Source organism: Haloferax mucosum ATCC BAA-1512 (assembly GCF_000337815.1).
GTDB classification, from domain to species: domain Archaea; phylum Halobacteriota; class Halobacteria; order Halobacteriales; family Haloferacaceae; genus Haloferax; species Haloferax mucosum.
The window spans coordinates 410,865-436,772 of record NZ_AOLN01000018.1; the positions used below are offsets into that span (position 1 = coordinate 410,865).

The following is a 25,908-nucleotide window of genomic DNA, read 5'->3' on the forward strand; positions in this document are numbered from 1 at the left end:
CCCCGCTACCGGTGGGTAGACCTGTATGCAAGGGGACGAGTCACGCGTCACCGAGACGTCACTTCAAATCGAGTTGTGTCCCGAGACCGGGGAAATCCGCGTCCACAGAGCTACTGTATTGGGGACGTTCACGCGGACGATCGACCGATGAGAGCCGCTCGTCAGCAGTCGCCGGGACCGGTGCTCGCTCGTCTCGCGCGACCGGTGTCGCGGACGCCAACTCGGATTGCAATCGTCTCCGACCCGCACGTGACGCCGACCGGGACCGGAACGTGGAAAGTCTACCACCGGACCGAAAACAGACTTCGAACCGCCGTCTCGACCATCTCGGACCTCGACGCGGACGCGACGGTTCTCCTCGGCGACCTGACGCGGGACGGTCGCCCGGGTGAATACGATGTCGTTGACGAAATCCTCGCCGACCTGCCGGACCCGTGGCTCTCCGTTCCGGGCAACCACGACGTACCAAAGCGGTGGGACGACTACGAGGTCCCAACACCGGGACGGTTCGCCGACCGATACGCGACCGGCGAACTGCCGTGTACGCGTCGCGTCGGCGGCATCGACGTCATCGGTCTCGACTCGGCCAGTGGCGGATGCAACCTCGGACTCTACGAGTCCCACGAGGGGGTCATTCCCGAACCGCACCTCCGCTGGTTGGACGAACACCTCGCTGACGCGACGACGCCGCTCGTCGTCCTCCATCACAACCTCTACCACCCGCGCCAACACACCGGGCAGTTCCCCGACGGCGACTTCTACCAACTTCGAAACGCCGACGAACTCCGCGAGATACTCGCCAGCCACGGCGTTCCCCTCGTCTTTTCGGGCCACATTCACTGGCCGGCGACCGCGGTTCGAGACGGCGTCCGCGAGATAACCGCGCCCGCGACGTGTTCGTTTCCGCAGTCCTTCCTGCTCGTCGAAATCGACCGAAGCGGGACGACGATTCGACTCGTCCCACTCGCCGGTCCGAAAGGGATGGCTGAAGCCTACACACTCGCGTCGAGCGGGAGCGCCCACGGACAGGGAATCGCGGCGCACGCCGACCGCGGCCTCCTCTCGACGCTCCCGCTCGTCGACGAGCGGACGCCGCCCAGCCAGTCGGTCGGCGGAAACGTCTCGGAGGCGGTTCGATGGCGGTGAGTCTCGACCGGCTCGACGCCGCTCGTCAGAACCTCCGCGAAGAACGCCGGCGGTGCGTGGACGAACGAGCGGCGTTTCTCGCGTTCCAGAAAGACGTCGCGGCGGTGAAAGCGACCGCGCCCGCGGCGACGCCGATGGCCGTAACCGCTATCGGACGCAGACAGCACTCCGACGGCGCACTCGCTCGTGTCCGCCGCGCCTACGAGCGGACCGTCATGTCGGTCCCACATTACGACGAGGAGTACGACGACTCCTTCGAAGACAGCGTCTCGGCCGAGTTCGGTCCCGACGTTGCTACCGCGTTCCGGTCCGCGAGCGTCTTCTCGCCCGCGCTCCGGCAGACGGTGGCCTCGGCGGCCGCCACCGCGGTCTCCGAACGCGCCGAGTTCATTCGCGTCGTCGATGAAGAGATCGACTCCATCGAGTCGATGCACGACGACATCGCGTCGCTCACCGCACGGCTCTCCGAATTCGACGACACGCCACTTTCCGACCGCGGCTTCGACGAACTACTGGCGTTGCACGACGGGTTGGCGGACCTCCGTGGCCGGTTGGATGCACTCGTCGTGGAGCGACAGGCGACGATAGCGAATCATCGACGGGCGCTTTCCTCGCTTGACCACGACGTGACGGAGTTCCTGTACGAGAATCTCTCGGTTCGCTATCCTGTCTTGGCGACGGCCGCGGCTGTCGCGGCGGCCCTCGACACCGCCACGGGCCGGGTCGAAACGTGGCTCGCTTCGACACCGTAGCCCGATTCGGCCACAGTTATTTATCCGTTCACGGTGACGCCGGAGTATAGTATGTTCACGTTCTCGGAGGGATACCGATGAATCGCCTCCACCCCCGCATCCGTCTTCTTTGGGTCGCCCGCGCGGTCGTCTTCGCGCTCGTCGCTGGCGGCGTCACCGGTGCCGGCGTCGTGTTCGCGCCGATATCTATTCCGCCACTCGCACCCGTCGCGGTCGCTGTGACGCTCCTCGTCGTTGGTGTCCCCTACGCACTGCTCCGCTATCGCGCGTGGGGCTACGAGGTCCGCGACGACTCGTTGTACCTCCAACGCGGCGTCTTGACCAAGGTCAACACCGTCGTCCCGTTCGTTCGCGTCCAGCACGTCGATTCGACGCGGGGGCCGCTCGAACGACTCGTCGGTCTGGCATCGACTATCGTCTACACGGCCGGCTCACGCGGGGCCGACGTTGCGATTCCCGGCCTGACGCCTGACGGGGCCGAAGACCTTCAAGACCGGCTGAAACGCCTCGCAATCCGCGCCGAGGGCGACGACGCGGTATGACGAACCTGTCGCCACTCTCGGTGCCCTACCGAGCGGCACAACGGAGCGTCAGCATCGTGTTCGCGCTCGCGTTCATCGCCTTCTCTGGCGGGACCGCACTCGGTGGATTCGTCGGCGCGCTCGGAGGAGCCGCGCTTCTCGGTGTCGTCGTGCTCACCATCGGCGGGTACGAACTCGCGTACTATCGCCGCTTCGAGTACGAACTCACGCCCGATACGCTCGACATCCGGTCCGGCGTCTTCTCCCGACGCAACCGCGAGATTCCCTATCGGCGCATCCAAAACGTCGATATCTCCCGCAACGTCGCCCAGCGGCTCTTCGGGCTCGCCGCCGTCAACCTCGAAACCGCGGGCGGCGGCGAAACCGAGGGGAGCCTTCGGTTCGTCACCTACGAGGAGGCCCGTCGCATCCAGAAGGAGGTTGCTCGCCTGAAACGCGGCGACACGGAGGCAGATGCGTCGGAACCGGACCAAGAACTCCTCTTCGAGTTGAACCCGCGCGAACTCGCTATCGTCGGTGCGCTCTCGTTCGACATGCGACTACCCGGTCTCGTTTTCGTCTTCGGGTCGAGCATCTTCCCCGTCGTCACCTCGTTCGTTGACGTTCCAATCCCGACGAGCGGCGTCGTCGCGGCGACGCTCGGACTCGTCGGCTTCGTCCTTCTCGTCACGGCCGTCTCGTGGGCCACGGGCTTCGTCTCGGCGGTGGTGAACTACTACGGCTTCCGACTCACCCGCGTCGGCGACGAACTCCAGTACGAACGCGGCCTGCTCCAGCGATACAACGGCTCGATTCCCATCGACAAACTCCAGACGCTCACGGTCGAAGACAACCCGCTGAAGCGACGGTTCGGCTACGCCACGCTCCTCGTCGAGACGGCGGGATACGCACCGGGAGCCGAGAGTTCGAACGGTTCTGGTGCCGCCGGTCGAGGGTCGGAAGCGGCGATTCCGCTCGCCCGACGCGACCGCGTGTACTCCCTCGTCGAAGAACTCGAAGGCGTCTCGAAACCGACGTTCGAACGACCGCCGTCGCGCATCCGCCGACGCTACGCCGTCCGGTACTCGCTCGCGCTCGGCGCGGTGACGCTGGCACTCTACGGCGCGAACACGCTCCTTCCACAGCAGATTCCGTGGTACCTCCCATTGGTGCTCGTTCCCGTCGCGGCCGTCGCCGGCGTCTATCAGTGGCGACATCGCGGTCACGCCCTCGCGGACGACACCTTCGTCACCCGAAACGGCTTCTGGAAGCGCGAGATTCGGTTCGTCCCATACTATCGGGTACAGACCGTCATCGAGACGCGGACTATCTTCCAGCGTCGGTGGCGGGTCTCGACGGTCACGGCCGACACCGCCGGAAGCCTCTCGCTCGTCGGTGGCGATGCGAAAGCCGTCGATATCGAAGCGACGGCGGCGAGCGACCTCCGCGAGACGCTGAACGACCGGCTTCGGGCGTCGTTGGTCGCACGGCGAGAAGAGCGCCGCCGCGCACGACAGGCGGCCCTCGGTGTCGGCGCGACGGACGACCCCACATTGGACGACGACAGACCGACAGACTCCCCCACCGAGTCGGCAGACACGGATGACTCCTTTATCTGGGGCGACGCTGTGGTCGGACCCGATGAGAAAGACGAGAGTTCCGTCGAAGAGAACTCCGAATCCGATGAAGAGGGCCTCCGCGACGCCGACCCCGATAGTCACTCCGAGTCGGATGCCGACCGCTGACCGGCGGAGCAAAATACCTTTTTCCGGTCCTGCGTACGTACTGACATGGCTAACGACGACATCGACGACGTAGACCGCTCGATTCTCCACGCCTTGCAGGACGACGCTCGGAACATGTCGTCCGGCGATATCGCCGAGCGGGCGGGTACCTCGGGGAGTACGGTCCGAAAGCGAATCCAGCGCCTCGAAGACCACTCGGTCATCAAGGGGTACCGCGCCGAAATCGACTATCAGGCCTCCGGGTATCCGCTTCGGATGCTGTTGTTCTGTACCGCACCGATACCCGAACGCGGAGCCATAATCGACGACGTCCTCGCTATCGACGGCGTCGTCTCCGTGCAGGAACTCGTCACGGGTGAGAAGAACCTCCTCGTAACCGTCATCGGCGAAAACGACGACGACGTCACGCCGGTTGCACAGGAGTTGCTCGAACTCGGACTGACCGTCGCCGACGAGGTACTCGTTCGAAGCCACAAGACGACGCCCTTCGGCGGGTTCAACAGCGACCAGTCCTCGACGACCGAGTGACCGGGTTCTCGTCGCCACGGCAAACGACTACTTTCTCCTCCACTCTGAATCCAGCCGAACGGTTTGATTGCAGAATTCCAGAGGCACGAACAGTTTGTGAACCACGGGTCGGGTTGCTTTGAACGACGAGCGAGAGCGAGACGACACACCCCGGGTGAACCGTGTGTTCAGTCTGGAAACGCCGATATAACGTTATTCGGTAACATAGACCATAATGTTCTTCCATGCGCAATATAGAGAACAAATTGTTCGGATAGAAGGTTTTAATAGCGAATATGTTCGTTCTACAGGCGAGAAAAAACAGTCAGTGATTGGCCTACCCGCGTCGAGGGTGGCTCACGGACTGCGACAGCCCACAAACGATGACAGACGAGACGAAATTCACTCGGGTCGGATCGCTACCGAAGACGACGACGGCGACGTCGCGGCTCCCGCTCGTTCTCACGCGAATCGTGTGGGTCCTGTGGGCGCTGAGTCTCGTGGTTGCCACCCTCCGACTGTCTAGTTCCGAGAGCTGGTCGCTTTTGGGACTGTTCTCTATCGACGGCCTGACAGTCGTGATGTGGGTCGTCGTGACGTTCTTCAGCGGAATCGTCCACAGTTACTCGCGGCGCTATATGGCCGGCGATAGCGCGCTCGACAAATTCTTCGGCAACGTGTTCGCGTTCACGCTCGTCGTGATGGCGCTGGTTGCGACGGACTCGCTCGTCGTGTTCGTAGCGCTGTGGCTAACGATGGGACTGGTAATGTCCGCCCTCATCGGCCACGTGGACGCGTGGGACCACGCGCGGACGGCGGCTACACACGCACTTCGGTACTTTACGGGGAGCAGTGCACTGCTGGCGGTCTCCTTCGCGGCCTTGTGGTGGCAAACCGGCGCGTCAACGGTCTCTGCTGTCGCCTCGGCAGAAATTGAACCCTCCGGAGCCGTTCTGTTTGCGGTTGCGATGCTGTTGCTGGCGGCGATGATTCAGTCCGCACTGCTCCCGTTCCACACGTGGTTGCTGTCGTCGATGACGGCGCCGACGCCCGCGTCGGCGTTGATGCACGCCGGGTTCGTCAACGCGGGCGGCATCCTGTTACTCCGGTTCGCGCCGGTCGTTACCGCCGACGGTAGTTTCATGCTGGCAATCGTGGCCGTGGGCGCGACGAGTGCCCTCGTCGGAAAGCTCCTCAAATCCGTCCAGACGGACGTCAAGGGGAAACTCGGCTGTTCGACCGTCGGGCAGATGGGGTTCATGTTCATGCAGGCGGGACTCGGGTTCTTCGGCGCCGCCATCACCCACCTCATCGTACACGGATTCTACAAAGCGTATCAGTTCCTCTCCGCCGGCGGCACTGTCGAACACGCCAGTCCCGATGGGACGTACGCCGCGAAACAACCGGTGGGAGTCGTCGGGTTCGCGGTGACCGTCCTGACGGCACTCGCAGGCGGCGTCCTGTTCGCCGTCACAACTGGGGAGGGAACCGCCTTCGATAGCGGCGTACTACTCGCGGGACTCGTCGTGCTGACCACGATGCACGCCACCCGCGAGATGGTACGCCACGCGGCGCTTCCCGCGTTCCTTCGGTACGGAGCCATTCCGCTCGTGTTCCTGCCAGCAATCGGGGTGTACGCGCTGGTGTACAAGGCCATCGAGCACGCGTTAGTCGGGGTTCCGTTCGTCACGGCACCCACCGAACTGACACCCGTTCACGCCGTCGTCGCCGCGGCGTTCGTCTTGGCGTACGTCACCATCGAAAGCGGGGTCTACCGCCGTAGCACCCGCCTATATATGGCGCTCGTGAATGCGACGCGCCCCGCGTCCGGAACCATCGTAACAACCAGAGAGGAGTACAATGAGCACTAACGAAACAGTCCGCGACACCATCGAACAGGCAGCAACCAGCGTCGGGTCAGTCTGGCCGCTTCACTCCTTCGTGACGGCCAACCCGCTCAGCGGGTTCGAAGACCGCCCGTTCCACGAGGCCGTCCAACAGGCCGAACGCCTGTTCGGCGGCCGCGGCTATCCGAGTGCAGACGTGTTCCGTGCCGCGCTCGACACGGGTCAAATCGACCGGGAAACGCTTCGAAGCGAACTGCGCGCACACGGCTACGAGGAAGACCCATCGACCCTCTTGGCGCGCATGGAGACCCAATCGGAGTCGGCCACCGAGGACGACGAGTCGAGCGAACACGACGTCGTTGACGCGGTCTTGACGAAGTGGCTCGCCGCCTTCCTCGACGAGGGACACGCTTCGTGGTCGATGCCGAACCGCGACCACGGGTTCTACGCCGCGTTCCGTTCCGTGGCGCGCCACGACGGGGCGCTTCCTGACCCGAGCGCCGTCGCCACCTATCCGGACGACCCGACCGAAGCAATCGAACAGGTCGTCTCGGCGTATCCACGCGACCAGTTGGTGGACCTCTTCGAGTTCCACTTCGGCAGACTGCCGGGGTGGACCGGATTCGTCAAACAGCGGGCCAAAAGCGGAGGCGACTGGCAGGCGACGTACCCCATCACGCTCACTGAGTATCTGGCCGTCCGGCTGGTTCTCACGGACCTCTTCGACGCGCCGCTCGGCCCGACGGATTCCACGGAAGAATCGATAGGGACCGAACGTGGTCTCCACCGCGACGCCGAAGTCCCGCTTCCCGAACTCTGGTTGACCGCGTGGGAGACCACGTATCGCACCGAACTGGTCGAGGCGATTGCCGACCAGAATCAATCGACAGCCGCGTCGGAAGGCGGCGAGCCAGCCATCGCGCTCGAAGACGGTGGTCGCCCAGATGCACAGCTCGTCTTCTGTATCGACACGCGTTCGGAGGTCATCCGTCGGCACGTCGAGAACGCCGGTGCCTACGAGACCTACGGCTACGCGGGCTTCTTCGGCATTCCGATGCGCTACGAGGCCTACGACGCCGAGGTCACGACAGATGCTTGCCCACCGATTCTCGACGCACAACACTACGTCGCCGACCGTCCGTCCGAGGGATGCGACCACGAACACGAGCGGTACGACACGTGGTCGAACACGACCAGTGCCGCCGGGAACGTCCTCAAGTCACTCACCTCGAACGCGGCGACCGTATTCAGCTTCGTCGAGAGCACCGGCGTCGGCTACGGGGCCGCACTCACGGCGCGGACGCTCTTTCCGTCGCGCGTGTACGACTTCCTCACCGGTGCTTCAGAGCGGGTCCCATCCCACACAGACTTCTGCGAACCGGCACTCGACCACGACCCGACCGCCGACGGCGACCTGCCACGCGGCCTGTCCACGGCGGAGAAAGTCGAGTACGCCGCGACCGCGTTCGAACTGATGGGATGGGACGAATTCGCGCGCATCGTCGCGTTCGTCGGCCACGCCAGTCAGACCGCGAACAACCCGTTCGAATCCAGCCTTGACTGTGGTGCCTGCGCCGGAAACGCCGGCGGCCCGAACGCTCGTGTCCTCGCGGCCATCTGCAACGACGACGAGGTCAAGGCCGCACTCCGCGACCGCGGATTCGACATTCCCTCGGACACCATCTTCGTCGCCGGCGAACACAACACGACGACGGACGAGGTGACGCTCTTTACCGAATCTGTTCCGGAGAGTCACGAGGCCGACATCGAACAGCTTCGTTCCGACCTCGAAACGGCCCGGGACGGTTCGGCCGCAGAGCGGACTGAATCGATGGACACGTCGTCACCGGGAACTCGGGAAGTCGAACGCCGCGCCGCAGACTGGGCCGAGACGCGCCCGGAGTGGGGACTCGCCGGTAACGCCGGCTTCGTCGTTGGTCCCCGGTCGCTGACGCAGGGTTTCGACCTCGACGGTCGTTCGTTCCTTCACTCGTACGACTGGCGGGACGACGAGTCGGGCGAGGCCCTCGCGGCCATCGTGTCCGGGCCTATGGTCGTCACCCAGTGGATAAACATGCAGTACTACTTCTCGACCGTAGATAACGCGGTCTACGGGAGCGGGTCGAAAATCACCCACAACCCGGTCGGGAACGTCGGCGTCTATCAGGGGAACGGAGGCGACCTGATGACCGGACTGCCGCTCCAGTCGGTCATGGCGGCCGACGACGACCCGTATCACCAACCGCTCCGTCTCTCGGTGGTGATTCACGCCCCGGTCGAACGCGTGACGTCCGTCCTCGCGGAGAACGCCGCAGTCACCGAACTCCTGGACAACGGCTGGCTCTCGCTAACCGTCGTTGACCCGACACAGAACGCCACTGCGTTCGAGTACGACGAGGACCTAACGTGGGTGGCCACCGAGGCCGACGACAGACGCGACGGGGCCGAGACACCGGAACCGACCGCCGAACGTGTCGCGCCGCCTGCGGCAGACGACTGATTGGCTGGGTCATCGCCGCCCTTCAGCAGTGATGCCCTGCGGTGAACTGTTTCCCTCCGAGATATTTACCGCAGGAGAGCGTAGTCCGACACAATGGCGAATCCGGTACTAGAGTCGCTCGTGGCTGGAAACAAATACCACGTCGAGCACTTAGACGTAGACTACTTCGAAGGCGTTCGGGACACGCAAAGACCACAGATCGTCTCTATCGGGTGCTCTGACTCTCGGGTACCCGTCGAAGCACTCTGGAACACCAACAAGGCGGGGGAACTGTTCAAGTCGGTCAACGTCGCCAACCAGGTCTGGACAGCAGTCAACGACACACTCGTCGTCAACGACGTCGTCGGCTATGCGGTGGCCTCACTCGGCGTCTCGGATATCGTCGTCCTCGGACACACCGGGTGCGGCGGCATCAAAGCGGCCTACGAGTTCGTCGTCGGTGACGACGCGAAAGACCTCCCGGTGGCCCTCGAAGCCGCCGTCTCGCGTCTCGTTCCGCTGGTCAAAGAGGCACGAGAATTGGGCCTCTTCGACGAAGAGACCTCGACTGACGACGCCGTCAACCGACTGGTCGAGTACTCGGTCGTCCGCCAAGTCGAGTTCCTCGTCGAGAGCGACGAGGTCCCCGAATCCACCGACTGCTGGGGGTTCGTCTACGACTTCCAGCATGCCTACGGCGACGACGACGGCGCGGCGTACCTCGTCGCCGCGAACGGCGATTCGGACCCAGAAACTATCGTCGAGCGGGTCCCCGACGAGTTCGCTGACCGCGTGAAATCGCTTCGGTAGACCGTCGAATCGGTTACTCGGCTCGCGCGTCGTCGATAAGCCGCGAGAACTCGCGGGCCGTCTCGGTGATGGATTCGAACTCGCCGTTTTCGATTGCTTCGTCGTCCATGAGCGCGCCGCCCGCGCCGACGACGACCGCACCGGCTTCGATGTAGTCCGTGGCGTTGTCGAGTCCGACGCCGCCGGTCGGCATCATCGGAATCTGCGGGAGCGGGCCTTTCATGCTCTTGAGATGCCCCGGTCCGAGCGAGGATGCGGGAAAGACCTTCACGAAGTCCGCGCCCGCGGCGTAGGCGTCGGTCGCCTCGGTCGGCGTCATGATGCCGGGTGCGACGAGCGTCCCGTAGCGGTTGCAGGTCTCGATGACGCCCTCGTCGAAGTTCGGGCCGACGACGAACTCGGCACCGGCCTGGATGGCCGCATTGGCAGTCGGTGCGTCGAGGACCGTCCCCGCGCCGACGATGGCCTCGCGGTCCGAAAACGACGCCGACACCTCGCTGATGAGGTCCATCGCGTCCGGGTTGTCGGCGGTGATTTCGTAGGCCGTGATGCCGCCCTCGTAGAGCGCGTCAGCCACGTCGATGATGGTGTCGGCGTCCGCGCCGCGCATCACCGCGACGACGCCGCTGTCGGCGAGTCGTTGCATGTCCTCGTGTACGTCGAGTGCGACCATTGTCGGTTCGGTGTTTACTACATGCGTTAATAAATTTGGGCCTCGGAGCGGGCGATGCGAACGGCGTCCACGGCGAGTGCGGCCCGGTACGTCCGGAACCGCGGAACGTCTTGTATAATGATAACAGACGACATGTTCAAATTCGCTGAGTACTAACCCGAGGTAAGCGACGGTTGCGGAGCGTGTCGCCCGCACCGACGCACCACCATGTCTCTCGAACCCGACTTCGAAGCGCTGTACCGCGACGTTATTCCGTCAGTCGTCTCCGTCTACGTGGGCGGCCGCCATCGACGCGGCGGTGCCGGGAGCGCTTTCGTCTACGACGACAAGCATCTCGTGACCAACGAACACGTCTCCAGACTCGCCAGCGGGAGCGACGGCGGCCGCGTCGAACTCCGGTTCGCCGACGGGTCGTGGCGCGTGGGTGAGGTCGTCGGAGGCGACGCTTACACCGACCTCGCGGTCGTCGCCGTCGAGACGCTTCCGGCGGACGCGGCCGCGCTTCCGTTGGCGACCGAAAACCCCGCACCCGGCCGCGCCGTCGCCGCGCTCGGCAATCCGCTCGGACTCGACGGGTCCATCTCGGCGGGCATCGTCTCCGGGGCGAATCGGTCGCTTCCGACCTCTAACGGCTTTGCCATCCCAGACGTCGTCCAGACGGACGCCCCCATCAACCCCGGCAACTCGGGCGGGCCGCTCGTCGGACTCGTCTCGGATGCCGACGCCGAGCGCGGCGAAGACAGCACTGGCTCCTCGTACGAAGTCGTCGGCGTCAACCGAGCGAAACAGGGGGACAACATCGGGTTCGCTGTCTCACCCGTCATCGCCAACCGAATCCTGCCAGCCCTCGTCTCGGACGGCCGCTACCGCCACTCGTACCTCCGGGCGCGGACCCTGGACGTGACACCGACTGTCGCCGAAGCGAACAGGCTCGATGCACCGCGCGGCGTACTCGTCGTCGATGCCGCTGGTGCCGACACGAGCGACGAGTCCCTCAGCGGCTGTCACGGAACGGCCCGCCACCGCGGGTCAAACATTCCCGTCGGCGGCGACGTTATCGTCGCTATCGAAGGTAACTCGGTTCGAACCCACGAGGAGTTGATGCGCTATCTCATCACCGAGACGCGCCCCGGCGAACCGATTGCGGTCGATATCCTCCGCGACGGCGACCCCATGACGCTCGTCGTCCAACTGGACGAGCGACCCGCTACGGGGGGAAGGCGTGACGGCCGAGATGGTGGAAGCCAGATTCCAGTGGAGTAGTCGTTCCGGGGGTCAGTTATTTGTCAAACATTTTTAATTTAGTTCCGTGTCTCCTCACTCCGTCACTTCGACCGATGACCCGCTGGATACAATCCCACCGGAACAACCACTGTTCGACGCAACCGCTCCGCTACGGCTCGCCGCAGGTGTGTCTTCTGCGCATCCGCCGTCGGTCGGTCTGTACGCCGCCGGTTGGGTTTCGCCGAGGCTTCCGGCTGTCGTCGGTTCCGCGGCCCTCTGTCTCGCCACCCTCAGCAATGGATTCACCCCGTTTAACAGGACGTTGGCGCACCGTGCCGGGCTGTCGGCGGGATTCCTCGTCTGGGGAGGGCTCCGACTGTGGGTCGGCGGCCGCGGCATACTCCCGTGTTTCATCTGCGTACTCGGCACGATTGGACTGCTCGTCTACGGGCGGCGTGTACTCCACGACGGACTTCGGACGACGGCCTGAGTCGTCTCGCGTATCGCTCTCGAAGTCCCCGGCAAACTCACGCTCGAACCGTCAACACGGGCACATCAGAGAGTCGGACGACGCGCTCAGTCGTGCTTCCGAGAATCGCGTGTTCGAGTCCCGTCCGTCCGTGGGTTGCCATCACCACGAGGTCGGCATCGATGTCGTCGGCGACGGCGAGAATCTCCCGAGCTGGAACGCCGATTCGAACGTCGGTCTCACAGACGACGCTGTCAGCCTCCGAGAGCGCCGCGATTTCTTCGACCGCCGTCCGGGCGGTGTCTCGAAGTCCGTCCTGAACCTGTTCGACCGGCACGTCGGAGGAGGTCCATAGCCCGAGGTCGCCGGCGTCGATAACCGACAGCGCATGAATCGTCGCACCGTACGCGTCGGCAAGCGCGAGGGCGTGGCGAGCCGCCGTCCGAGCGCGGTCGCTCCCGTCAGTCGGAACGAGAATCGTGTCGTACATGTCACTCTGTTGGTGTTCCGGGCGTATGATGTTTCGCGTCAGCGGAACCGTACGACGCTTCGGTTGGGGCGTTGGTGCGGCCGCTCACGTTACTGAGTTCGAGAGAATGGAGGTGTTGGAACCGCCGCCGAACGCGCTCAAATACGGGTCCGCGGCTTGGGGGCGACTTTGCGGATTGCGGCCGCGGAGACGACCAGAATCCCGCCGAAGAGGACGGAGACGAAGAGTTCGGGCGCGACAGTCAGCCCGTCGATACCGCCGAACGTCGTTAGCAGGGCGTATCCGGCGACCGCCGTGAGAGCGAGTCCGATGACGACCGCAAGACCGATACCGGCTTTCATCAGGTCGAAGTTGCGCATGATCACGTGCAACTACGGTGGGGAGTTCAATATAGCCGGAGACTCCTTCCCAAAATTCGGGAAATTGCCAGCTGTGGCCCCCGATATGCGGGGGATATTATACGTCAGTCGAGCGACGACGACGGAGACCGAAACACCGGTGTGTCCCGTCGAAGCAGGTGAAAAATCAGTTGAGGCCGAAGCCGTCGAGACTGTCGCGTCGTCGCCTATGCCGGGGATTCCGAGCCTTCGCCGTAGAGTCCGTACAGGACGAACAGCAGGGCGAGGAACAAGAACTCGATCACCGCGACTGCGATGAGCGGCAACTCGACGTTGAAGAAGCCGGCAACCGTCCGCAGTTCGATGGCGAGCGGAACGCTGAACGCGATGAGGACGAGTGCTCGTGCCTTCGTGAACTTCATGCGATCACCCCCAGCAGGGTGTTGAACGCGCTCGAAACCGTCACGACCACGAAGTCGAGACCCGCCGAGAGCGTGGCGGGAACGGGCAGTCCGCCGCCGAACAGTCCGCCGCCGTTCTGGATGATACCAGCCAACGGAAGCGTGTAGGCGAGTATGACTAGAAGCGCGGCGATACCGGTCCACATGGCGAGGTTGTCGAGGATTCGGGGGCTTCCCTCGGGACCCGAGAGAGGTTCGGGAAGTGCCGCATCGACCGGGCGGTCCGATTCGTCGCCGAGGGAGGTCAGGAGGATGTTAAAGAGGAACAACACCACCGACAGGAACAACAGCGTGCCGCCGAGGGCGATCTGCACGCGGAGTTCGAAGATGCTCCCGATGGGCGTCAGGAACTCGAAGTTCTGGTACTGCGGTTCTGCGGTCCGGCGCGGGATACCCGCCAGCCCGGCGCGGTGCATCGCGTTCGACATGAACACCATGCCGACGAACCACATGATGACCTGCAGGAGACCGATCGGTCGGCTGTAGAGTTTTGTTCCAGTGACCTGCGGAACGAGCCAGTACGACCCCGCCATCATCGTCAGTGCGACGGCGGTCCCGACTGTCAGATGGAAGTGGCCGGGCACCCACAGCGTGTTGTGGATGAGGTAGTTGATGTTCATGCCGGCGTTTATCATGCCGGAGAAGCCGCCTGCGGCGAACATCGCACCGGCGAGGGCCATGCCCGTAAACGCCGGGTCACGCCACGGGAGCGCACCGAGCCATCGGACGTACCCCTTTCCGCCGCGCTGGCGTGCGCCGTGTTCCATGCTGGCGACGACAGTAAACGCCGTGAGAAGCGACGGCAACAGCAGGAACATCGTATTCGTCATGGCGATGAACTTGAAGCCCTCCGCGATGCCGGGGTCGAGATACTGGTGGTGAATCCCGACCGGCGTCGAAAGCAAGAGGAAAAGGAGGAACACGACACGTGCGAGCGGGTCACTGAACAGTCGTCCGCCGGCGAGTTTCGGCAGGACGGTGTACCACATGAGGTACGCCGGCATCAACCAGAAGTAGACGATTGGGTGGCCGAAGTACCAAAAGAGCGTCCGGGTGAGAAGCGGGTTGACGCTCTCGATGAGTCCGAGCGACCACGGGATGAGGAAGAACACGACCGAGACGGCGACACCGATAGTCGAGACGTACCACATAATCATGGTCGTCAGAACCATGAACGTCTGCAACGGGATGCGTTCACCGGAGTTGTTCGCCCGCCACGCGCGGTACGAGAGGAACCAATCGGCACCCGCGAGCCACGTTCCGACGATGAACATTGCCAGCCCGATGTAGAACAGCGGGTGTGCCTGAAGCGGCGCGTAGAAGGTAAACAGCACGTCCGCGCTCATGCCGAGGTTCGGGACGAGACCACCGAGGATGGCGACGGTCGTAAGGACCGTTCCGGTCGTCATCAACCCGACCCACGCCCACGAGAACAATCTGCTCTCTGCGGGGCGGTTGAGACTTCGTGCGACGGCCCAGTGGAAGACGCCGCAGAGGAAGAAGATGGTAAAGACGATGGCCAAGAGGACCCCGTGGCCCGTCAGCATCGTGTAGTAGTCCGCGGACTCGATGACCCGAAGGACGTTGGTCCGGTGAAGCGCCTGAATCAGTCCGAAGAACGCGCCGATGCCGAGGGCGACGAACGCGACGAGGAACGTCGCCTTGACGATGGCCGCCTCGTGGGGGAACTTATCGACGAACGCGCGGTCGCTCCGTGTGGTCGCCATCAGTTCTCACCCCCCGTCTGTTGCTCCTGTTGTTCGTACCAACTGTCGAATTCGCTCTGTTCCATGACCAGAATCGTTCCTTCCATGACGTGGTGGCCCGAACCGCAGTACTCGTTGCACAGAATACCGTACTCACCGGCTTCGTCGAATTCGACCGTAAACTCGGCCACTTGACCGGGAATCGCCATCGTGTTCGCGTTCGTGCCGACGACTTCGAAGCCGTGGATGACGTCGGCGGCCGTCACGTGGAACGTGACGGTGCTTCCTTCGGGCACGCGAAGCGGCTCCGACGTGCCGGGTTCGAAGACGAACTGTCTGGCGACGACGTACACATCGTACTGGTTCTCGCCGGTCTTTTCGATGCCGGGGTCACCGAACTTCGGGTGTTCGTCGAGCGTCGCCGGGTCAACGGTTCCGCCCTTGTCGTCTATCATGTCGATGCCAGGACCGGCTGACGCGCCGTACGCAATCGTCGCAATGAAGCCGACGATAAGAACGAGCGAGAGCGCCAGCCAAACCTTCTCGTAGGTGTGTATCTCCACGTTAGCCCACCACCGTTAGTCCCCGTCCGAGGAACTCGATGAAGTACATGAACACCCACATCCCGATGAGAATCGACATGTAGATGAGCACGAGTACGAGCGTCCCGACCGGGTCGAAATCGTCGTGTTCAATCTCGCGTACGATATCGTCGTCGGCCGCTCCGACGATGGAATCGGCGCGAGGGTCCGCCTGCCCAGAACTGCTTTGGGATGCCGCGTCTGCCGGCACGCCTTCGGTATCGGAGGCGTGTGACGCCGGGGCCGCGGCGGCTCCCTCAGCTGTCGAATCAACGGCCATACCCGGTCATGAGGAAGTATAAGACTTGAAGACAGCAGGCCATTCCCATTCCGTTGGAATCGACGAAATCCGAAACAGGGTGGTCACGAATCATCCGATATGGAACTCACGCCACGGCTCGCCGGAACCATCGCACTACTCGCGCTCCTACCGGCAATCGTCTTCGGTGTGACGAAAAACCCACTCGCAGGGGTCGTCACCGCCACCAACGTCCTTCTCATCTCGACAATCATCTACCTCTTGATGAGTCCGACCGAGGGCGGACACGACCACGACGCCGACTCGGAGACCGACCGCGACGCCGACCACGACCACGCCGACACCGCCTGAGATGGACGGCGGAGCGACACCACCCGCCGTTGACGCCGCCACGCCCGAGGCCGCGGCGTTCCTCCTCGTCGGCCTGCTCGCCGGTGCACACTGCCTCGGGATGTGCGGGCCGCTCGTCAGCGTCTACGCGGACAGACTGAGCAAACAGGACGGAACGAACGCACTCACGCTTCGCCAGGTTCGACAGCACGGGCTATTTAACCTCGGGCGGGCCGTGAGCTACGCGTTTATCGGCGGTCTCTTCGCGCTCGCCGGGACGTTGTTTTTCGGCGCGTTCGACTCGGTGACCGCCGTCGGAAGCGGCGTTCGGGCGACGACGGGACTGCTCGTCGGCACTGCGATTATCCTCACGGGAATCGGGTATCTCGTCGGGCGGTCGGCCGCGATAGACCGACTGACACCCGATGTGGTCACGCGTTTGTTCGGCCGCATCAGCGGGTGGGCGACCGCGCGCGTAGACACGCTCGTCGGCGGGCCGCGAATCCTCGGTCTCGGCGCAATACACGGTCTGCTTCCGTGTCCGATTATCTACCCGGCGTATCTCTACGCGTTCGCCACGGGTGCACCGCTTCGGGCGGCGGCGCTTCTCGGTCTCCTCGGTCTTGGGACGATTCCGACGCTGTTCCTCTACGGGACGCTCCTCGGGCAGGTGTCGGCGCGGCGGCGGGCGACGCTTCACCGCGCGCTCGGTGCGGCGTTCCTCGTTCTCGGGTACATCTCGCTGTCGCACGGACTGATGCTTCTCGGCATCCACGTCCCGCACCTGCACATCCCGTTCTACCAGCCGTTGGGGTAATCATGGCGACGAAAACGCGGACACGGGGGGCGGGCGGCGACGAAGACGGAGACGGCACTGACGGCTGTACGCTCTGTGGGTTGCCGACCCCGAATCCGCCCGTCACGGCCGACGACGACGTCGAAGGCGAGTTCTGCTGTCGTGGCTGTCTCGAAATCAGTCGCGTCCTCGGCGACGCCGTCAGCGCCGACCCCGAGACGGTCGAGCGAGAACTCGCCGGCGAGGAAGCGACCGTGCCGGACGACGCCGAGCGGACCTACATGGCGGTCGATGGGATGCACTGTGCCACCTGTGAGGCGTTCGTCTCGGGGACGGCACGGACCTGCGACGGCGTCTACGCCGCCGAAGCGAGCTATGCAAACGACATGGTTCGCGTCACCTACGACCCCGAATCCGCCGACCTCGACGACCTCTTGGGGACGCTCTCTCGCTACGGGTACGGCACCCGCGACCCCGAGGAGCGAAACGCCGCAGAGCGCGGTGACAACCAGGTCGCTCGGTTCGTCATCGGCGGCGGCGTCTTCGGGATGATGGTCATGATGTGGTACGTCCTGTTTTTGTACCCGACCTACGTCGGCTTCTCACCAGTTGTCGAACTCGGCGTCTTCGACGGCGTCTACATCCTCGGGAACATCTGGGTGATGACCTCGATTGTCCTGTTTTACACCGGCTTTCCCATCCTTCGCGGCGCGCTCGTCAGCCTCCGCGCCGGGCAACCGAACATGGACCTCCTCGTCTCGCTCGCGGCGACGAGCGCGTACGTCTACTCGACTGCCGCCGTCGTCCTCGGGGAGACGCACGTCTACTTCGACGTGACCGTCGCTATCATCCTCGTCGTGACGGTCGGCAACTACTACGAAGACCGAATCAAGCGGAAGGCCGCAGGAATGCTCTCGGACCTCGCGGCCTCGCGGGTCTCGGAGGCCCGCCGCCGAATCGCCGACGCCGACGAACGGACAGACGACATCGACGACACGGACGAGAGAACAGACGACATCGACGGCCGCGTCGAGACGGTTCCACTCGACGCACTCGAAGCGGGCGACTACGTCGAAGTCCGGCCCGGAGAGCGCGTTCCGGTGGACGGAACCGTCGCCGAGGGGACCGCCGCGGTTGACGAAGCGCTCGTCACCGGCGAGTCGATGCCACGGACGAAACGCCCCGGCGACGACATGCTCGGCGGTACCGTCGTCACGGACCGACCGCTCGTCGTCGAAGTCGGCGCGGACGCCACGAGCACTCTTGACCGACTCGTCGAACTGCTCTGGGACATCCAGAGCGCCCGCTCGGGCGTCCAACGTCTCGCGGACAAACTGGCGACCGTGTTCGTCCCGACCGTACTCGTCCTCGCGGTCCTCGCCTTTGGCTGGACGCTCTTCGGCGGCGCGTCGGCGACGGAGGCACTCCTCGTCGGTCTCACCGTGCTCATCGTCTCGTGTCCGTGCGCGCTCGGTCTCGCCACGCCGCTGGCGGTCGCGTCGGGCATCAAAGCGGCCGCGGGTCGCGGTATCGTCGTCGCCTCCGAAGCCGTCTTCGAGGCGGTTCCGGACGTTGACGTGGTCGTCTTCGACAAGACGGGAACCCTCACCGACGGCGACATGACCGTCCTCAGGGCCGTCGGTGAGCGCGCCGACGCCGCACCCGACGACGCGCTCGCGGCGGCCGCGGCGCTCGAACGCTTCTCGGCGCACCCGCTCGCAACCGCCGTCGTCGAGGCGGCCGAAAAAGCGGGCGTCGATGTGCCGGACATCGCCGCCGACGACGTCGCCGTCCACGACAGAGGCGTCTCGGGAACGGTCTCGGGCGACGAGTTCGTCGTCGGCCACCCTGACATGCTCCGCGAGCGAGGGCTGACAATCGACGCCGACCTCGAACACGAAATCGACGGCGCACGAACCGACGGCGCTGTCCCGGTCGTCGTCGGCCGCGGCGACTGCGCCAGCACGGTCCTCGTCGTCGGCGACGAACCCCGCGAGGCGTGGGACGACGTGGTTTCGGCCGTCGCCGACGACGGCAACCGAGACGTGGTCGTCCTCACGGGTGACTCGGAGCGTGCCGCGCGGCGCTTCCGCGACCACGCGGACGTGACCGACGTGTTCGCCGGCGTGCCGCCGGAAGCGAAAGCCGAGACGGTCGAACGACTCCGAAGCCGCGGCACCGTGGCGATGGTCGGCGACGGGAGCAACGACGCGCCCGCGCTCGCCGCGGCCGACATCGGTATCGCACTCGGCACCGGGACGGATATCGCCGGCGACGCCGCCGACGCGGTGCTCGTCGGCCGCGATATCGACGCGATTCCCGAGGTGTTTTCGCTTTCGGCCGGAGTGAACCGTCGCATCCGCGGGAACCTGACGTGGGCGTTCGGCTACAACGCGGTCGCCATCCCGTTGGCCGCACTCGGCGTTCTCAACCCGCTTTTCGCCGCCGTTGCGATGGGCACGTCGAGTTTGCTCGTCGTCGCCAACTCCGCGCGGTCGCTGGACTGACCCGCGACTGGTTTGCCCGTCGTGACCATCGCCGGGAACGTATCAGTCAAGTCACTTCGTCACGTCGGGGGAGACGATGACCGACGACCCCTTCTCGCTCACCATTCCGGAGGGGTGGACCGTCGAAACAGACGGAGACACCGACGACGCGAGCGCACAGACGATATACGAGTCACCGGACGCCGACTACCGGGTCGTAGTCACCGAGTTCGCGCGCGGCCTCACGCTCTACTGGTGGGTTGACATCTTCGCCCACGCGGACGGCGAGTGGCACCGACGCGAGGTCGGATTCGGCGACTCCTACCGCGACCCCGAGAAAGTCACTGCGGCCGCACAGGACGCGGTTGACCAGCTCGCACCGACGACCGACGGGCACCTCCAGTCGTTCGCTGACAACTGACTTATCATCCCCACCGAGTGACGTTCTAGTATGTATCTCGTCGCATACGACGGCTCTCAGTTGGCGAACGCGGCGCTCTCTCGGGCGTCGAACTTCGCAAAACAGGCAGGCACGGAGGTCCTCGCCGCCGCAGTCGTCCCCGACGACCCAAGGTATGCCGTCGAGGCGGGGTGGGTTCCGACGAAGGCATCGTTCGACCGAAGCGCCGTCGTGGGCGAACTCCACCGAACCGTCGTGAAAGTCGCGCCGTCGGCGTCGTTCCGAGCGGTTCCGACCAGACGGAACCCCGCACCGGGAAACATCGTTGCGAAGCTCAAAGACGTCGCTCACGAAAAAGATGCCACTATCGTGTTCGTCGGCAGTGAAAACGCCGGGCGGGTCGTCGTGCCGCTCGTCAGTATCGGTGGCAACGTTGCGAGCGACGACGACTACAACGTCCACATCGTCCGGCACGCGCCGCCGCACATCCGCGAGCGGTATCCGAAGTCTGAATTCTATCTTCCCTAACCGGGAGACCGAACACGGCTGAGTCACACAGAGACGCACCACCGTTTCATGTGACGAGAGCGCAAACTGCCCGTATGCGAGATATCAACTACGTCTACACCGTCGGGATGGACGACGAGACTGTCGCCGAGCGGTTGGCCGACGCGTCGTCCGGTGTGCTCTCACTCGCCGACGGGAACCGTTCGTACGCGATTCCGGCGCACGTCCACCACGACGCCGACGGCGGCCGACTCCTGTTTCGACTCACCGACGACGGAACGAGCGAGAAGTTCGCGTTCATCGAGGCGACCGACGAAGCGACGTTCGTCTGTTACGACGACGCCGGAGCGGACTCGTGGAGCATCCTCGCCCGCGGGCCGGTTCGTCTGATACCGGACGACGAGCGACCCGACGACGCGACCATCAACGAGCGGTACGGCGGCGTGCGCGTCTTCGACGAGGAAATCGACGACCTCGACATCCACATCGTCGAACTCGAACTCGACGAACTGACCGGCCGCGAAACGGCGCGGTAACTCGGGGTGGGACGTCCGTGTATCGCCGACTGCAACGACCTGAAAATCGCCGGTGGACATACGTCCCAGCGTGTCGTTCATCCGAACTGTGCACGAGCAGACGCCGGTCCCGGTGGCGGAAGACGACGACCGAGAGGACGTTCAGTGGCACGCTCTCGGCCCCGAGGCGGCGCTTTCGACACTCGACGCCAGTGCCGACGGTCTCGAAGACGACGAGGCCGCACGCCGACTCGACGCCCACGGCCCGAACAAACTGACCGAGGAAGACGGCGTCTCGCCGCTTTCGCTTCTCGTCTCGCAGTTCACCGGCCCGCTCATCCTCCTGTTGTTCGTCGCCGCCGGGCTGTCGCTGGCCGTCGGGTTCCTCCCCGGCCGCGAACCGGGCTACACCGACGCGGCACTCATCCTTCTCATTCTCTTCGGAAACGGGCTGTTCGGCTTCGTGCAGGACTTCCGCGCGGAACGGGCGCTCGCCGCACTACGGGAGATGTCAACGCCGGATGCAACCGTTCGACGCGGCGGAGCGATACGTGAGATTCCCGCCGACGAGGTCGTTCCGGGCGACATCGTCATCGTCGAAGCGGGTGACGCAGTGCCCGCAGACGCCCGGATTCTCAGCGCCGCGGACTGCCGCGCCGACGAGTCAACCCTGACCGGAGAGAGCGTCCCGGTCGGGAAATCCTCGGTCGCCGTCGATTCCGACGCGGCGTTGGGAGACCACGAAAGCGTCCTCCACGCGGGGACGACGGTGGTTCGCGGGCGGGCGGAAGCGGTCGTGGTCTCGACCGGGATGGACACAGAACTCGGAGCCATCGCAGACCAACTCGGGCAGGTTCGACAGCGCGAGACTCCGTTCGAAATCGAGGTTGACCGACTCGGACGCCGCATCGGCATCGGTATCGTCGCGCTCATCCTCGCCATCGCCGCGATTCAGCTGTTCGCCACCGCGACGGACCCCGTTATCGTCCTTCTCGTCGCCGTCACGCTCGCCGTCGCCGCCGTCCCCGAGGGTCTCCCCGCGGTCGTCACGCTCACCCTCGCGTTGGGGTCGCGGACGCTTCTCGAACGAAACGCGCTCGTCCGCAACCTCTCTGTCGTCGAGAGCCTCGGCTCGGTGGACGCTATCGTCACCGATAAGACGGGCACGCTGACCGAAAATCGCATGACTGTCACGCGGGCGTGGCTCCCCGGCGACCGGGCGGTCGAACTCGATGCCGACACCGTGAATCCCGATTCCGGACTGTCGGCGCTGATTGCCTGCGGGTCTCGCTGTAACGATGCCGGCGAACTCGCCGACGGCGGCTATCGCGGCGACCCGACCGAGGTGGCGCTCGTGCGCGTCGCGGCCGAACTCGGAGTCGGGCGCGAGGCCGGCGACGGACGCGTCGAGCGTGGAAGCGGACGCGACACCGACGACGACAGACTCAGAGAACTCTCGTTTACCTCCGAACGAAAGCGGATGACCGTCGTCGTTGACGCGTTCGACGCCCCCGGCGACGGCCCGTTCGCGCTCACGAAAGGCGCGCCGGAGGTGGTGCTCGACCGGTGTGACCGCGTGCTCATCGACGGCGCTATCGAACCACTCACAGAAGCACACAGACGCCACGTCGAGGCGGCGGTAGCCGACTTCGCCGCCGACGCGCTCCGGGTGCTGGGATTCGCCTACGCCCCGGACGCCGACCCGGACGCCGACGAATCGACTCTCGAATCCGAACTCGTCTTCCTCGGCCTGCAAGGGATGACCGACCCGCCGCGAGACGGCGTCGCCGAAGCGGTCGAAGACTGCCGAAACGCCGGGATTCGCGTGACGATGGCGACCGGCGATACGCCGCAGACGGCCCGCGCAATCGCACGCGAGGTCGGCATCGACGACTCGTCGGTCCGCACCGGCGTCGAAGTCGCCGGGATGAGCGACGACGAACTCCACCGTGCCGTCGCAGAAACGCGCGTGTTCGCCCGCGTCTCGCCCGAACACAAGGTCCGAATCCTCAGAGCGCTCCAAGACGCGGGCGACACGGTTGCGATGACCGGCGACGGCGTCAACGACGCGCCAGCACTCGGCAACGCGGACGTCGGCATCGCCATGGGCAAACGGGGCACGCAGGTCGCACAGGGCGCGTCCGACGTGGTGCTCCGAGACGACAACTTCGTCACCATCCGCGACGCCATCGCCGAGGGGCGCGGCATCTTCGACAACATCCGCAAGTTCGTCAACTACCTCCTCTCTGCGAACGCCGGTGAGGTGCTCGTCGTGTTCCTCGGGACGCTCCTCGGCGCGTTCTTTTTTCCCGACGCGTTCAGCACCGAATCCGCGCTCGTCATCACACCCGTCGCGCTCTTGTGGCTTAATCTCGTCACCGACGGCTTTCCCGCGCTCGCACTCGGCGCGGACCCGAAGTCGGACGACGTGATGAATCGCCCGCCGCGACCGCGACACGAGGGCGTTCTCGACGCTCGAACCATCGTCTCGATTCTTGGCATCGGCGTGGCGCTCACCGCGACTGGACTGGCCGTGTTCTTCTACGCGCTCGCCGAGACAGGCGACCTCGTCGTCGCTCAGACGGTTCTGTTTACGTTCCTCGTGACCGGCGAGTTAGTCCGCACTCAGTCGGTTCGGCTTCGGTATCGGCTCTCTCCGACCTCGAACCCGTGGCTTCTCGGTGCAGTCGGGCTTTCGCTCGCGCTCCAGCTCGTGTTGCTTTACACGCCGGCGGCGTCGATTTTCGGCGTCGTCCCGCTCGGACTCGAAGCGTGGGGGTGGATCGCCGGGGCGTTCGTCCCCTTCCTCGTCGCAAACCTGCTTCTCGTCCGCCTCAACGACCGAGTGTTCGAGTCGTGACCGTCGAGACGGCCGAGAGTAACTGGTCTCGATAGAGATACCCGAGGACCGAGGCGGCGACGAGAAGCGTGAGGAGGACGGCGGTCAAAAACGGGTCGCCGTCGGCGGCCGCGGCACCCGCCGAGTTGACGAGGAAAAAGCCCGGAAAGCGACCGATTGCGGCCACGAGAACGATTCGTCGAACCGGGATGTCGGTGAGTCCGGCGGCGAAACAGAGGGCGTCGTCGGGGAGTCCCGGGACGAGAAAGACGAGGAAGATGACGGCAAGACCGTGGTTGGCCATCATGCCGTCGAAGGACGCGAGCGCGTCGGCGGTGATGACGCGCTCGACGTACGGGCGGCCGAACAACCGGGCGAGACTGATAGCGAGGGCCGTGCCGACGACGATACCGACCATACTGTACAGCGTCCCCCATAGTGCGCCGAAGAGATACCCACTTGCGAATCCGAGCGCCTGTCCGGGGACGGGGGCGACGAGCACCTGCGCGATTTGCACCGCGATGAACGCGAGCGGAGCGACCGCGCCGTACCCGAGAAGCCACGTTCGGAGCGCACGCGGGTCGGCGAGAAACGGGAACTGCTCGACGAGCACCGACCCGCCGAGGACCGCGACGGCGACGAGAATCGTCGCAAACAGGATCGTCCGCCAGCGGTCGGCCGCCGACTCGAAGAGGACGGGTACGCGAAACACGGATGACATAACGACCGCCACGGGCAAAAATCCAACCGCGGGAACGTTTTGTGCCGAGCACACGTACCGTCTCCCATGGCAGAGACCATCCTCGTCGCCGTCGATGGGTCCCCGCTGTCCAAGCGAGCGTTCGAAAACGCGGTCGCTGACGCCGGCTCGACGGTCGTCGCACTGCATGTCATCGACCCGACCGGTCCGGGGTACAGCGCGCCAATCGACGTGGATGTGAGCATGGAACCGCTTCACGGGTCAGCGGCGTGGTACCAGAAGGCAGAAGCCGTCGCCGACGCGATATTCGAGGCACTCACGGCACTCGCCGACGGAACCGGCGTCGAAATCGAGACCGAAACCGTGCGGGGCGACCCAACCCGCGCAATCGTTAGACACGCCCGCGAGAACGACATCGACGCGATATACGTCGGCGGCCACGGCCGCTCCGGCGAGACAGATATCCTCTTCGGCAGCGTCGCCGAACTCGTCACCGAGCGGTCGCCGGTCAGCGTTACGGTCGTTCGGTGACCGACAGTCGGTGCCGAAACCACCGCCTCGGCGTGGTGGCCGTTAGCCGTCGGACAGACAATCGGACGCGAGCGTTGACGAGACCAATTGGTCGATGCCACGTCGGAGGCGTTCTGACGTCGATTGCGGCGAGATTCCCAGTTCCTCGGCGAGGTCTGAAAGCGCCACGTCACGCGGAACGTCGAAGTAGCCCTGTTCGGCCGCGAGAGTGAGTACGCGTCGCTGTTTGTCGCTCAGTCCGTAGCGCGTCGAATCGCCGCTATCGCCGCGATAGATTCGCCGAACGGACATCTCCAGCCCCATCTCTCCACAGAGTTCGCGGTATCGAATCAACGCGTTGCGGTCGGGAAACCGCATTCGTGTGTGGACGCCGTCGGATGTGACCGTCACGTCGAGACGCGAGGCACCGACCTCGACATCGTTCGGATAGATGACCGCTTCGGCGTGCTCCGAGACCTGTACGCGATACAGACGGCGGTCGGGGAACGACTCCAGCAGTTCGGGAGTGCCGACGGTTTCGTCGTCTTCCATCGCGGATTCGAAGTTATCGAAGTCGCCGCCGCACGCCCACACGAAAAGGAGCGGACGCTCCGGGTCGGTCGCGATGGTCTGCTCGACTTCGAGTCGCACCGCTGGAGCGCGCTCCATAGCGGCCGCCAGCGGCAGGTCCGGACTTCGAATGATAAAATCCGCGATACAACTCATCAGTATGATGGTCTCTCCCCGATGGTGTAAAAACCCATACATTAGAGTCGGAGAATGGAGGACCGAATGAATGGGCCCGGGCAAGGCCCAA

27 protein-coding genes are annotated in these 25,908 nt (G+C 64.6%); 18 read left to right on the forward strand and 9 right to left on the reverse strand.

Annotated elements, in window-relative coordinates:
• Positions 1–147: 147 nt before the first annotated feature.
• The 8 genes from C440_RS14760 (at position 148) to C440_RS14795 (ending at position 9,807) form a co-directional block, all read left to right on the forward strand.
• A complete protein-coding gene (locus C440_RS14760; RefSeq protein ID WP_049915901.1) occupies positions 148–1,146 on the forward strand; it encodes a metallophosphoesterase family protein in 999 nt (332 codons plus the stop codon).
• Positions 1,137–1,898, forward strand: coding sequence for a DUF7260 family protein (locus C440_RS14765; protein WP_008321398.1), 762 nt, complete (start codon positions 1,137–1,139; stop codon positions 1,896–1,898). Before C440_RS14760 ends, C440_RS14765 begins: the two co-directional genes overlap by 10 nt.
• A gap of 77 nt (positions 1,899–1,975) precedes the next feature.
• A complete protein-coding gene (locus C440_RS14770) occupies positions 1,976–2,440 on the forward strand; it encodes a PH domain-containing protein (protein ID WP_008321399.1) in 465 nt (154 codons plus the stop codon).
• Positions 2,437–4,164: a PH domain-containing protein gene (locus tag C440_RS14775; RefSeq protein ID WP_008321400.1), complete on the forward strand. Its 1,728-nt coding sequence runs from the start codon at positions 2,437–2,439 to the stop codon at positions 4,162–4,164. Before C440_RS14770 ends, C440_RS14775 begins: the two co-directional genes overlap by 4 nt.
• A 45-nt stretch (positions 4,165–4,209) precedes the next feature.
• On the forward strand, positions 4,210–4,692 hold the full coding sequence (locus tag C440_RS14780; RefSeq protein ID WP_008321401.1) for an Lrp/AsnC family transcriptional regulator: 483 nt from the start codon (positions 4,210–4,212) through the stop codon (positions 4,690–4,692).
• Between the two features lie 362 nt (positions 4,693–5,054).
• On the forward strand, positions 5,055–6,542 hold the full coding sequence (locus tag C440_RS14785) for a proton-conducting transporter transmembrane domain-containing protein (protein WP_008321402.1): 1,488 nt from the start codon (positions 5,055–5,057) through the stop codon (positions 6,540–6,542).
• On the forward strand, positions 6,532–9,018 hold the full coding sequence (locus tag C440_RS14790) for a DUF2309 domain-containing protein (RefSeq protein WP_008321403.1): 2,487 nt from the start codon (positions 6,532–6,534) through the stop codon (positions 9,016–9,018). Before C440_RS14785 ends, C440_RS14790 begins: the two co-directional genes overlap by 11 nt.
• Before the next feature lie 93 nt (positions 9,019–9,111).
• Entirely contained in the window at positions 9,112–9,807 is a 696-nt protein-coding gene (locus tag C440_RS14795) for a carbonic anhydrase (protein ID WP_008321404.1), read from the forward strand.
• Between the two features lie 13 nt (positions 9,808–9,820).
• Here C440_RS14795 and C440_RS14800 read toward each other — a convergent pair whose 3' ends face one another.
• A complete protein-coding gene (locus C440_RS14800) occupies positions 9,821–10,480 on the reverse strand; it encodes a bifunctional 4-hydroxy-2-oxoglutarate aldolase/2-dehydro-3-deoxy-phosphogluconate aldolase (protein WP_008321405.1) in 660 nt (219 codons plus the stop codon).
• 207 nt (positions 10,481–10,687) lie between these two features.
• Here C440_RS14800 and C440_RS14805 point away from each other — a divergent pair, with 207 nt between their 5' ends.
• Together C440_RS14805 and C440_RS14810 are read left to right on the forward strand one after the other, a co-directional pair.
• Complete coding sequence (locus C440_RS14805; RefSeq protein ID WP_008321406.1) at positions 10,688–11,743, forward strand: S1C family serine protease; 1,056 nt, start codon at positions 10,688–10,690, stop codon at positions 11,741–11,743.
• 46 nt (positions 11,744–11,789) lie between these two features.
• Complete coding sequence (locus tag C440_RS14810; protein ID WP_049915903.1) at positions 11,790–12,194, forward strand: hypothetical protein; 405 nt, start codon at positions 11,790–11,792, stop codon at positions 12,192–12,194.
• 37 nt (positions 12,195–12,231) lie between these two features.
• On the opposite strand, the gene C440_RS14815 is transcribed toward C440_RS14810, so the two are convergent.
• From C440_RS14815 to C440_RS14840, 6 genes are all read right to left on the reverse strand, one after another.
• Positions 12,232–12,663 (reverse strand): universal stress protein, encoded by a 432-nt coding sequence (locus tag C440_RS14815; RefSeq protein WP_008321417.1) that lies wholly within the window; start codon positions 12,661–12,663, stop codon positions 12,232–12,234.
• Between the two features lie 137 nt (positions 12,664–12,800).
• Positions 12,801–13,022, reverse strand: coding sequence for a hypothetical protein (locus C440_RS14820; protein WP_008321418.1), 222 nt, complete (start codon positions 13,020–13,022; stop codon positions 12,801–12,803).
• 206 nt (positions 13,023–13,228) lie between these two features.
• Positions 13,229–13,423: a hypothetical protein gene (locus C440_RS14825; protein ID WP_008321419.1), complete on the reverse strand. Its 195-nt coding sequence runs from the start codon at positions 13,421–13,423 to the stop codon at positions 13,229–13,231.
• Positions 13,420–15,189 (reverse strand): b(o/a)3-type cytochrome-c oxidase subunit 1, encoded by a 1,770-nt coding sequence (locus C440_RS14830; RefSeq protein WP_008321420.1) that lies wholly within the window; start codon positions 15,187–15,189, stop codon positions 13,420–13,422. The genes C440_RS14825 and C440_RS14830 overlap by 4 nt, the downstream gene beginning before the upstream one ends.
• Positions 15,189–15,731, reverse strand: coding sequence for a cytochrome c oxidase subunit II (locus tag C440_RS14835; protein ID WP_008321421.1), 543 nt, complete (start codon positions 15,729–15,731; stop codon positions 15,189–15,191). Before C440_RS14835 ends, C440_RS14830 begins: the two co-directional genes overlap by 1 nt.
• A 1-nt stretch (position 15,732) precedes the next feature.
• Positions 15,733–15,960, reverse strand: a complete 228-nt coding sequence (locus C440_RS14840) for a hypothetical protein (RefSeq protein ID WP_049915965.1) — start codon at positions 15,958–15,960, stop codon at positions 15,733–15,735.
• A 168-nt stretch (positions 15,961–16,128) separates the two neighbouring features.
• Between C440_RS14840 and C440_RS14845 the strand changes: the two genes are divergently transcribed.
• The 7 genes from C440_RS14845 (at position 16,129) to C440_RS14875 (ending at position 23,902) form a co-directional block, all read left to right on the forward strand.
• A complete protein-coding gene (locus C440_RS14845; protein ID WP_008321423.1) occupies positions 16,129–16,359 on the forward strand; it encodes a hypothetical protein in 231 nt (76 codons plus the stop codon).
• A 1-nt stretch (position 16,360) separates the two neighbouring features.
• Positions 16,361–17,155: a sulfite exporter TauE/SafE family protein gene (locus C440_RS14850; RefSeq protein ID WP_008321424.1), complete on the forward strand. Its 795-nt coding sequence runs from the start codon at positions 16,361–16,363 to the stop codon at positions 17,153–17,155.
• Between the two features lie 2 nt (positions 17,156–17,157).
• On the forward strand, positions 17,158–19,641 hold the full coding sequence (locus C440_RS14855) for a heavy metal translocating P-type ATPase (RefSeq protein ID WP_008321425.1): 2,484 nt from the start codon (positions 17,158–17,160) through the stop codon (positions 19,639–19,641).
• Between the two features lie 76 nt (positions 19,642–19,717).
• On the forward strand, positions 19,718–20,041 hold the full coding sequence (locus C440_RS14860; RefSeq protein ID WP_008321426.1) for a hypothetical protein: 324 nt from the start codon (positions 19,718–19,720) through the stop codon (positions 20,039–20,041).
• 30 nt (positions 20,042–20,071) lie between these two features.
• The gene (locus C440_RS14865; RefSeq protein WP_008321427.1) at positions 20,072–20,548 is read left to right on the forward strand and encodes a universal stress protein; all 477 of its coding nucleotides are present in this window, start codon (positions 20,072–20,074) and stop codon (positions 20,546–20,548) included.
• A gap of 74 nt (positions 20,549–20,622) precedes the next feature.
• Positions 20,623–21,063 (forward strand): pyridoxamine 5'-phosphate oxidase family protein, encoded by a 441-nt coding sequence (locus tag C440_RS14870; protein ID WP_008321428.1) that lies wholly within the window; start codon positions 20,623–20,625, stop codon positions 21,061–21,063.
• A 52-nt stretch (positions 21,064–21,115) separates the two neighbouring features.
• Positions 21,116–23,902: a cation-translocating P-type ATPase gene (locus tag C440_RS14875; RefSeq protein ID WP_008321429.1), complete on the forward strand. Its 2,787-nt coding sequence runs from the start codon at positions 21,116–21,118 to the stop codon at positions 23,900–23,902.
• Here the strand turns inward: C440_RS14875 and C440_RS14880 are convergent.
• A complete protein-coding gene (locus C440_RS14880; RefSeq protein ID WP_049915904.1) occupies positions 23,877–24,593 on the reverse strand; it encodes a TVP38/TMEM64 family protein in 717 nt (238 codons plus the stop codon). The two genes, C440_RS14875 and C440_RS14880, sit on opposite strands and share 26 nt — an antisense overlap.
• Before the next feature lie 75 nt (positions 24,594–24,668).
• Here C440_RS14880 and C440_RS14885 point away from each other — a divergent pair, with 75 nt between their 5' ends.
• Positions 24,669–25,112, forward strand: coding sequence for a universal stress protein (locus tag C440_RS14885; protein WP_008321431.1), 444 nt, complete (start codon positions 24,669–24,671; stop codon positions 25,110–25,112).
• Between the two features lie 42 nt (positions 25,113–25,154).
• Here the strand turns inward: C440_RS14885 and C440_RS14890 are convergent, their stop codons facing one another.
• Positions 25,155–25,817: a helix-turn-helix domain-containing protein gene (locus C440_RS14890; RefSeq protein WP_008321432.1), complete on the reverse strand. Its 663-nt coding sequence runs from the start codon at positions 25,815–25,817 to the stop codon at positions 25,155–25,157.
• Between the last annotated feature and the right edge of the window lie 91 nt (positions 25,818–25,908).

What these genes read in the sequence shown, in the direction of transcription:
- C440_RS14760 (WP_049915901.1), top strand. Translation starts at nt 148, where the DNA reads ATGAGAGCCGCTCGTCAGCAGTCGCCGGGACCGGTGCTCGCTCGTCTC.
- C440_RS14765 (WP_008321398.1), top strand. Translation starts at nt 1,137, where the DNA reads ATGGCGGTGAGTCTCGACCGGCTCGACGCCGCTCGTCAGAACCTCCGC.
- C440_RS14770 (WP_008321399.1), top strand. Translation starts at nt 1,976, where the DNA reads ATGAATCGCCTCCACCCCCGCATCCGTCTTCTTTGGGTCGCCCGCGCG.
- C440_RS14775 (WP_008321400.1), top strand. Translation starts at nt 2,437, where the DNA reads ATGACGAACCTGTCGCCACTCTCGGTGCCCTACCGAGCGGCACAACGG.
- C440_RS14780 (WP_008321401.1), top strand. Translation starts at nt 4,210, where the DNA reads ATGGCTAACGACGACATCGACGACGTAGACCGCTCGATTCTCCACGCC.
- C440_RS14785 (WP_008321402.1), top strand. Translation starts at nt 5,055, where the DNA reads ATGACAGACGAGACGAAATTCACTCGGGTCGGATCGCTACCGAAGACG.
- C440_RS14790 (WP_008321403.1), top strand. Translation starts at nt 6,532, where the DNA reads ATGAGCACTAACGAAACAGTCCGCGACACCATCGAACAGGCAGCAACC.
- C440_RS14795 (WP_008321404.1), top strand. Translation starts at nt 9,112, where the DNA reads ATGGCGAATCCGGTACTAGAGTCGCTCGTGGCTGGAAACAAATACCAC.
- C440_RS14800 (WP_008321405.1), bottom strand. Translation starts at nt 10,480, where the DNA reads ATGGTCGCACTCGACGTACACGAGGACATGCAACGACTCGCCGACAGC.
- C440_RS14805 (WP_008321406.1), top strand. Translation starts at nt 10,688, where the DNA reads ATGTCTCTCGAACCCGACTTCGAAGCGCTGTACCGCGACGTTATTCCG.
- C440_RS14815 (WP_008321417.1), bottom strand. Translation starts at nt 12,663, where the DNA reads ATGTACGACACGATTCTCGTTCCGACTGACGGGAGCGACCGCGCTCGG.
- C440_RS14820 (WP_008321418.1), bottom strand. Translation starts at nt 13,022, where the DNA reads ATGCGCAACTTCGACCTGATGAAAGCCGGTATCGGTCTTGCGGTCGTC.
- C440_RS14825 (WP_008321419.1), bottom strand. Translation starts at nt 13,423, where the DNA reads ATGAAGTTCACGAAGGCACGAGCACTCGTCCTCATCGCGTTCAGCGTT.
- C440_RS14830 (WP_008321420.1), bottom strand. Translation starts at nt 15,189, where the DNA reads ATGGCGACCACACGGAGCGACCGCGCGTTCGTCGATAAGTTCCCCCAC.
- C440_RS14845 (WP_008321423.1), top strand. Translation starts at nt 16,129, where the DNA reads ATGGAACTCACGCCACGGCTCGCCGGAACCATCGCACTACTCGCGCTC.
- C440_RS14850 (WP_008321424.1), top strand. Translation starts at nt 16,361, where the DNA reads ATGGACGGCGGAGCGACACCACCCGCCGTTGACGCCGCCACGCCCGAG.
- C440_RS14855 (WP_008321425.1), top strand. Translation starts at nt 17,158, where the DNA reads ATGGCGACGAAAACGCGGACACGGGGGGCGGGCGGCGACGAAGACGGA.
- C440_RS14860 (WP_008321426.1), top strand. Translation starts at nt 19,718, where the DNA reads ATGACCGACGACCCCTTCTCGCTCACCATTCCGGAGGGGTGGACCGTC.
- C440_RS14865 (WP_008321427.1), top strand. Translation starts at nt 20,072, where the DNA reads ATGTATCTCGTCGCATACGACGGCTCTCAGTTGGCGAACGCGGCGCTC.
- C440_RS14870 (WP_008321428.1), top strand. Translation starts at nt 20,623, where the DNA reads ATGCGAGATATCAACTACGTCTACACCGTCGGGATGGACGACGAGACT.
- C440_RS14885 (WP_008321431.1), top strand. Translation starts at nt 24,669, where the DNA reads ATGGCAGAGACCATCCTCGTCGCCGTCGATGGGTCCCCGCTGTCCAAG.
- C440_RS14890 (WP_008321432.1), bottom strand. Translation starts at nt 25,817, where the DNA reads ATGAGTTGTATCGCGGATTTTATCATTCGAAGTCCGGACCTGCCGCTG.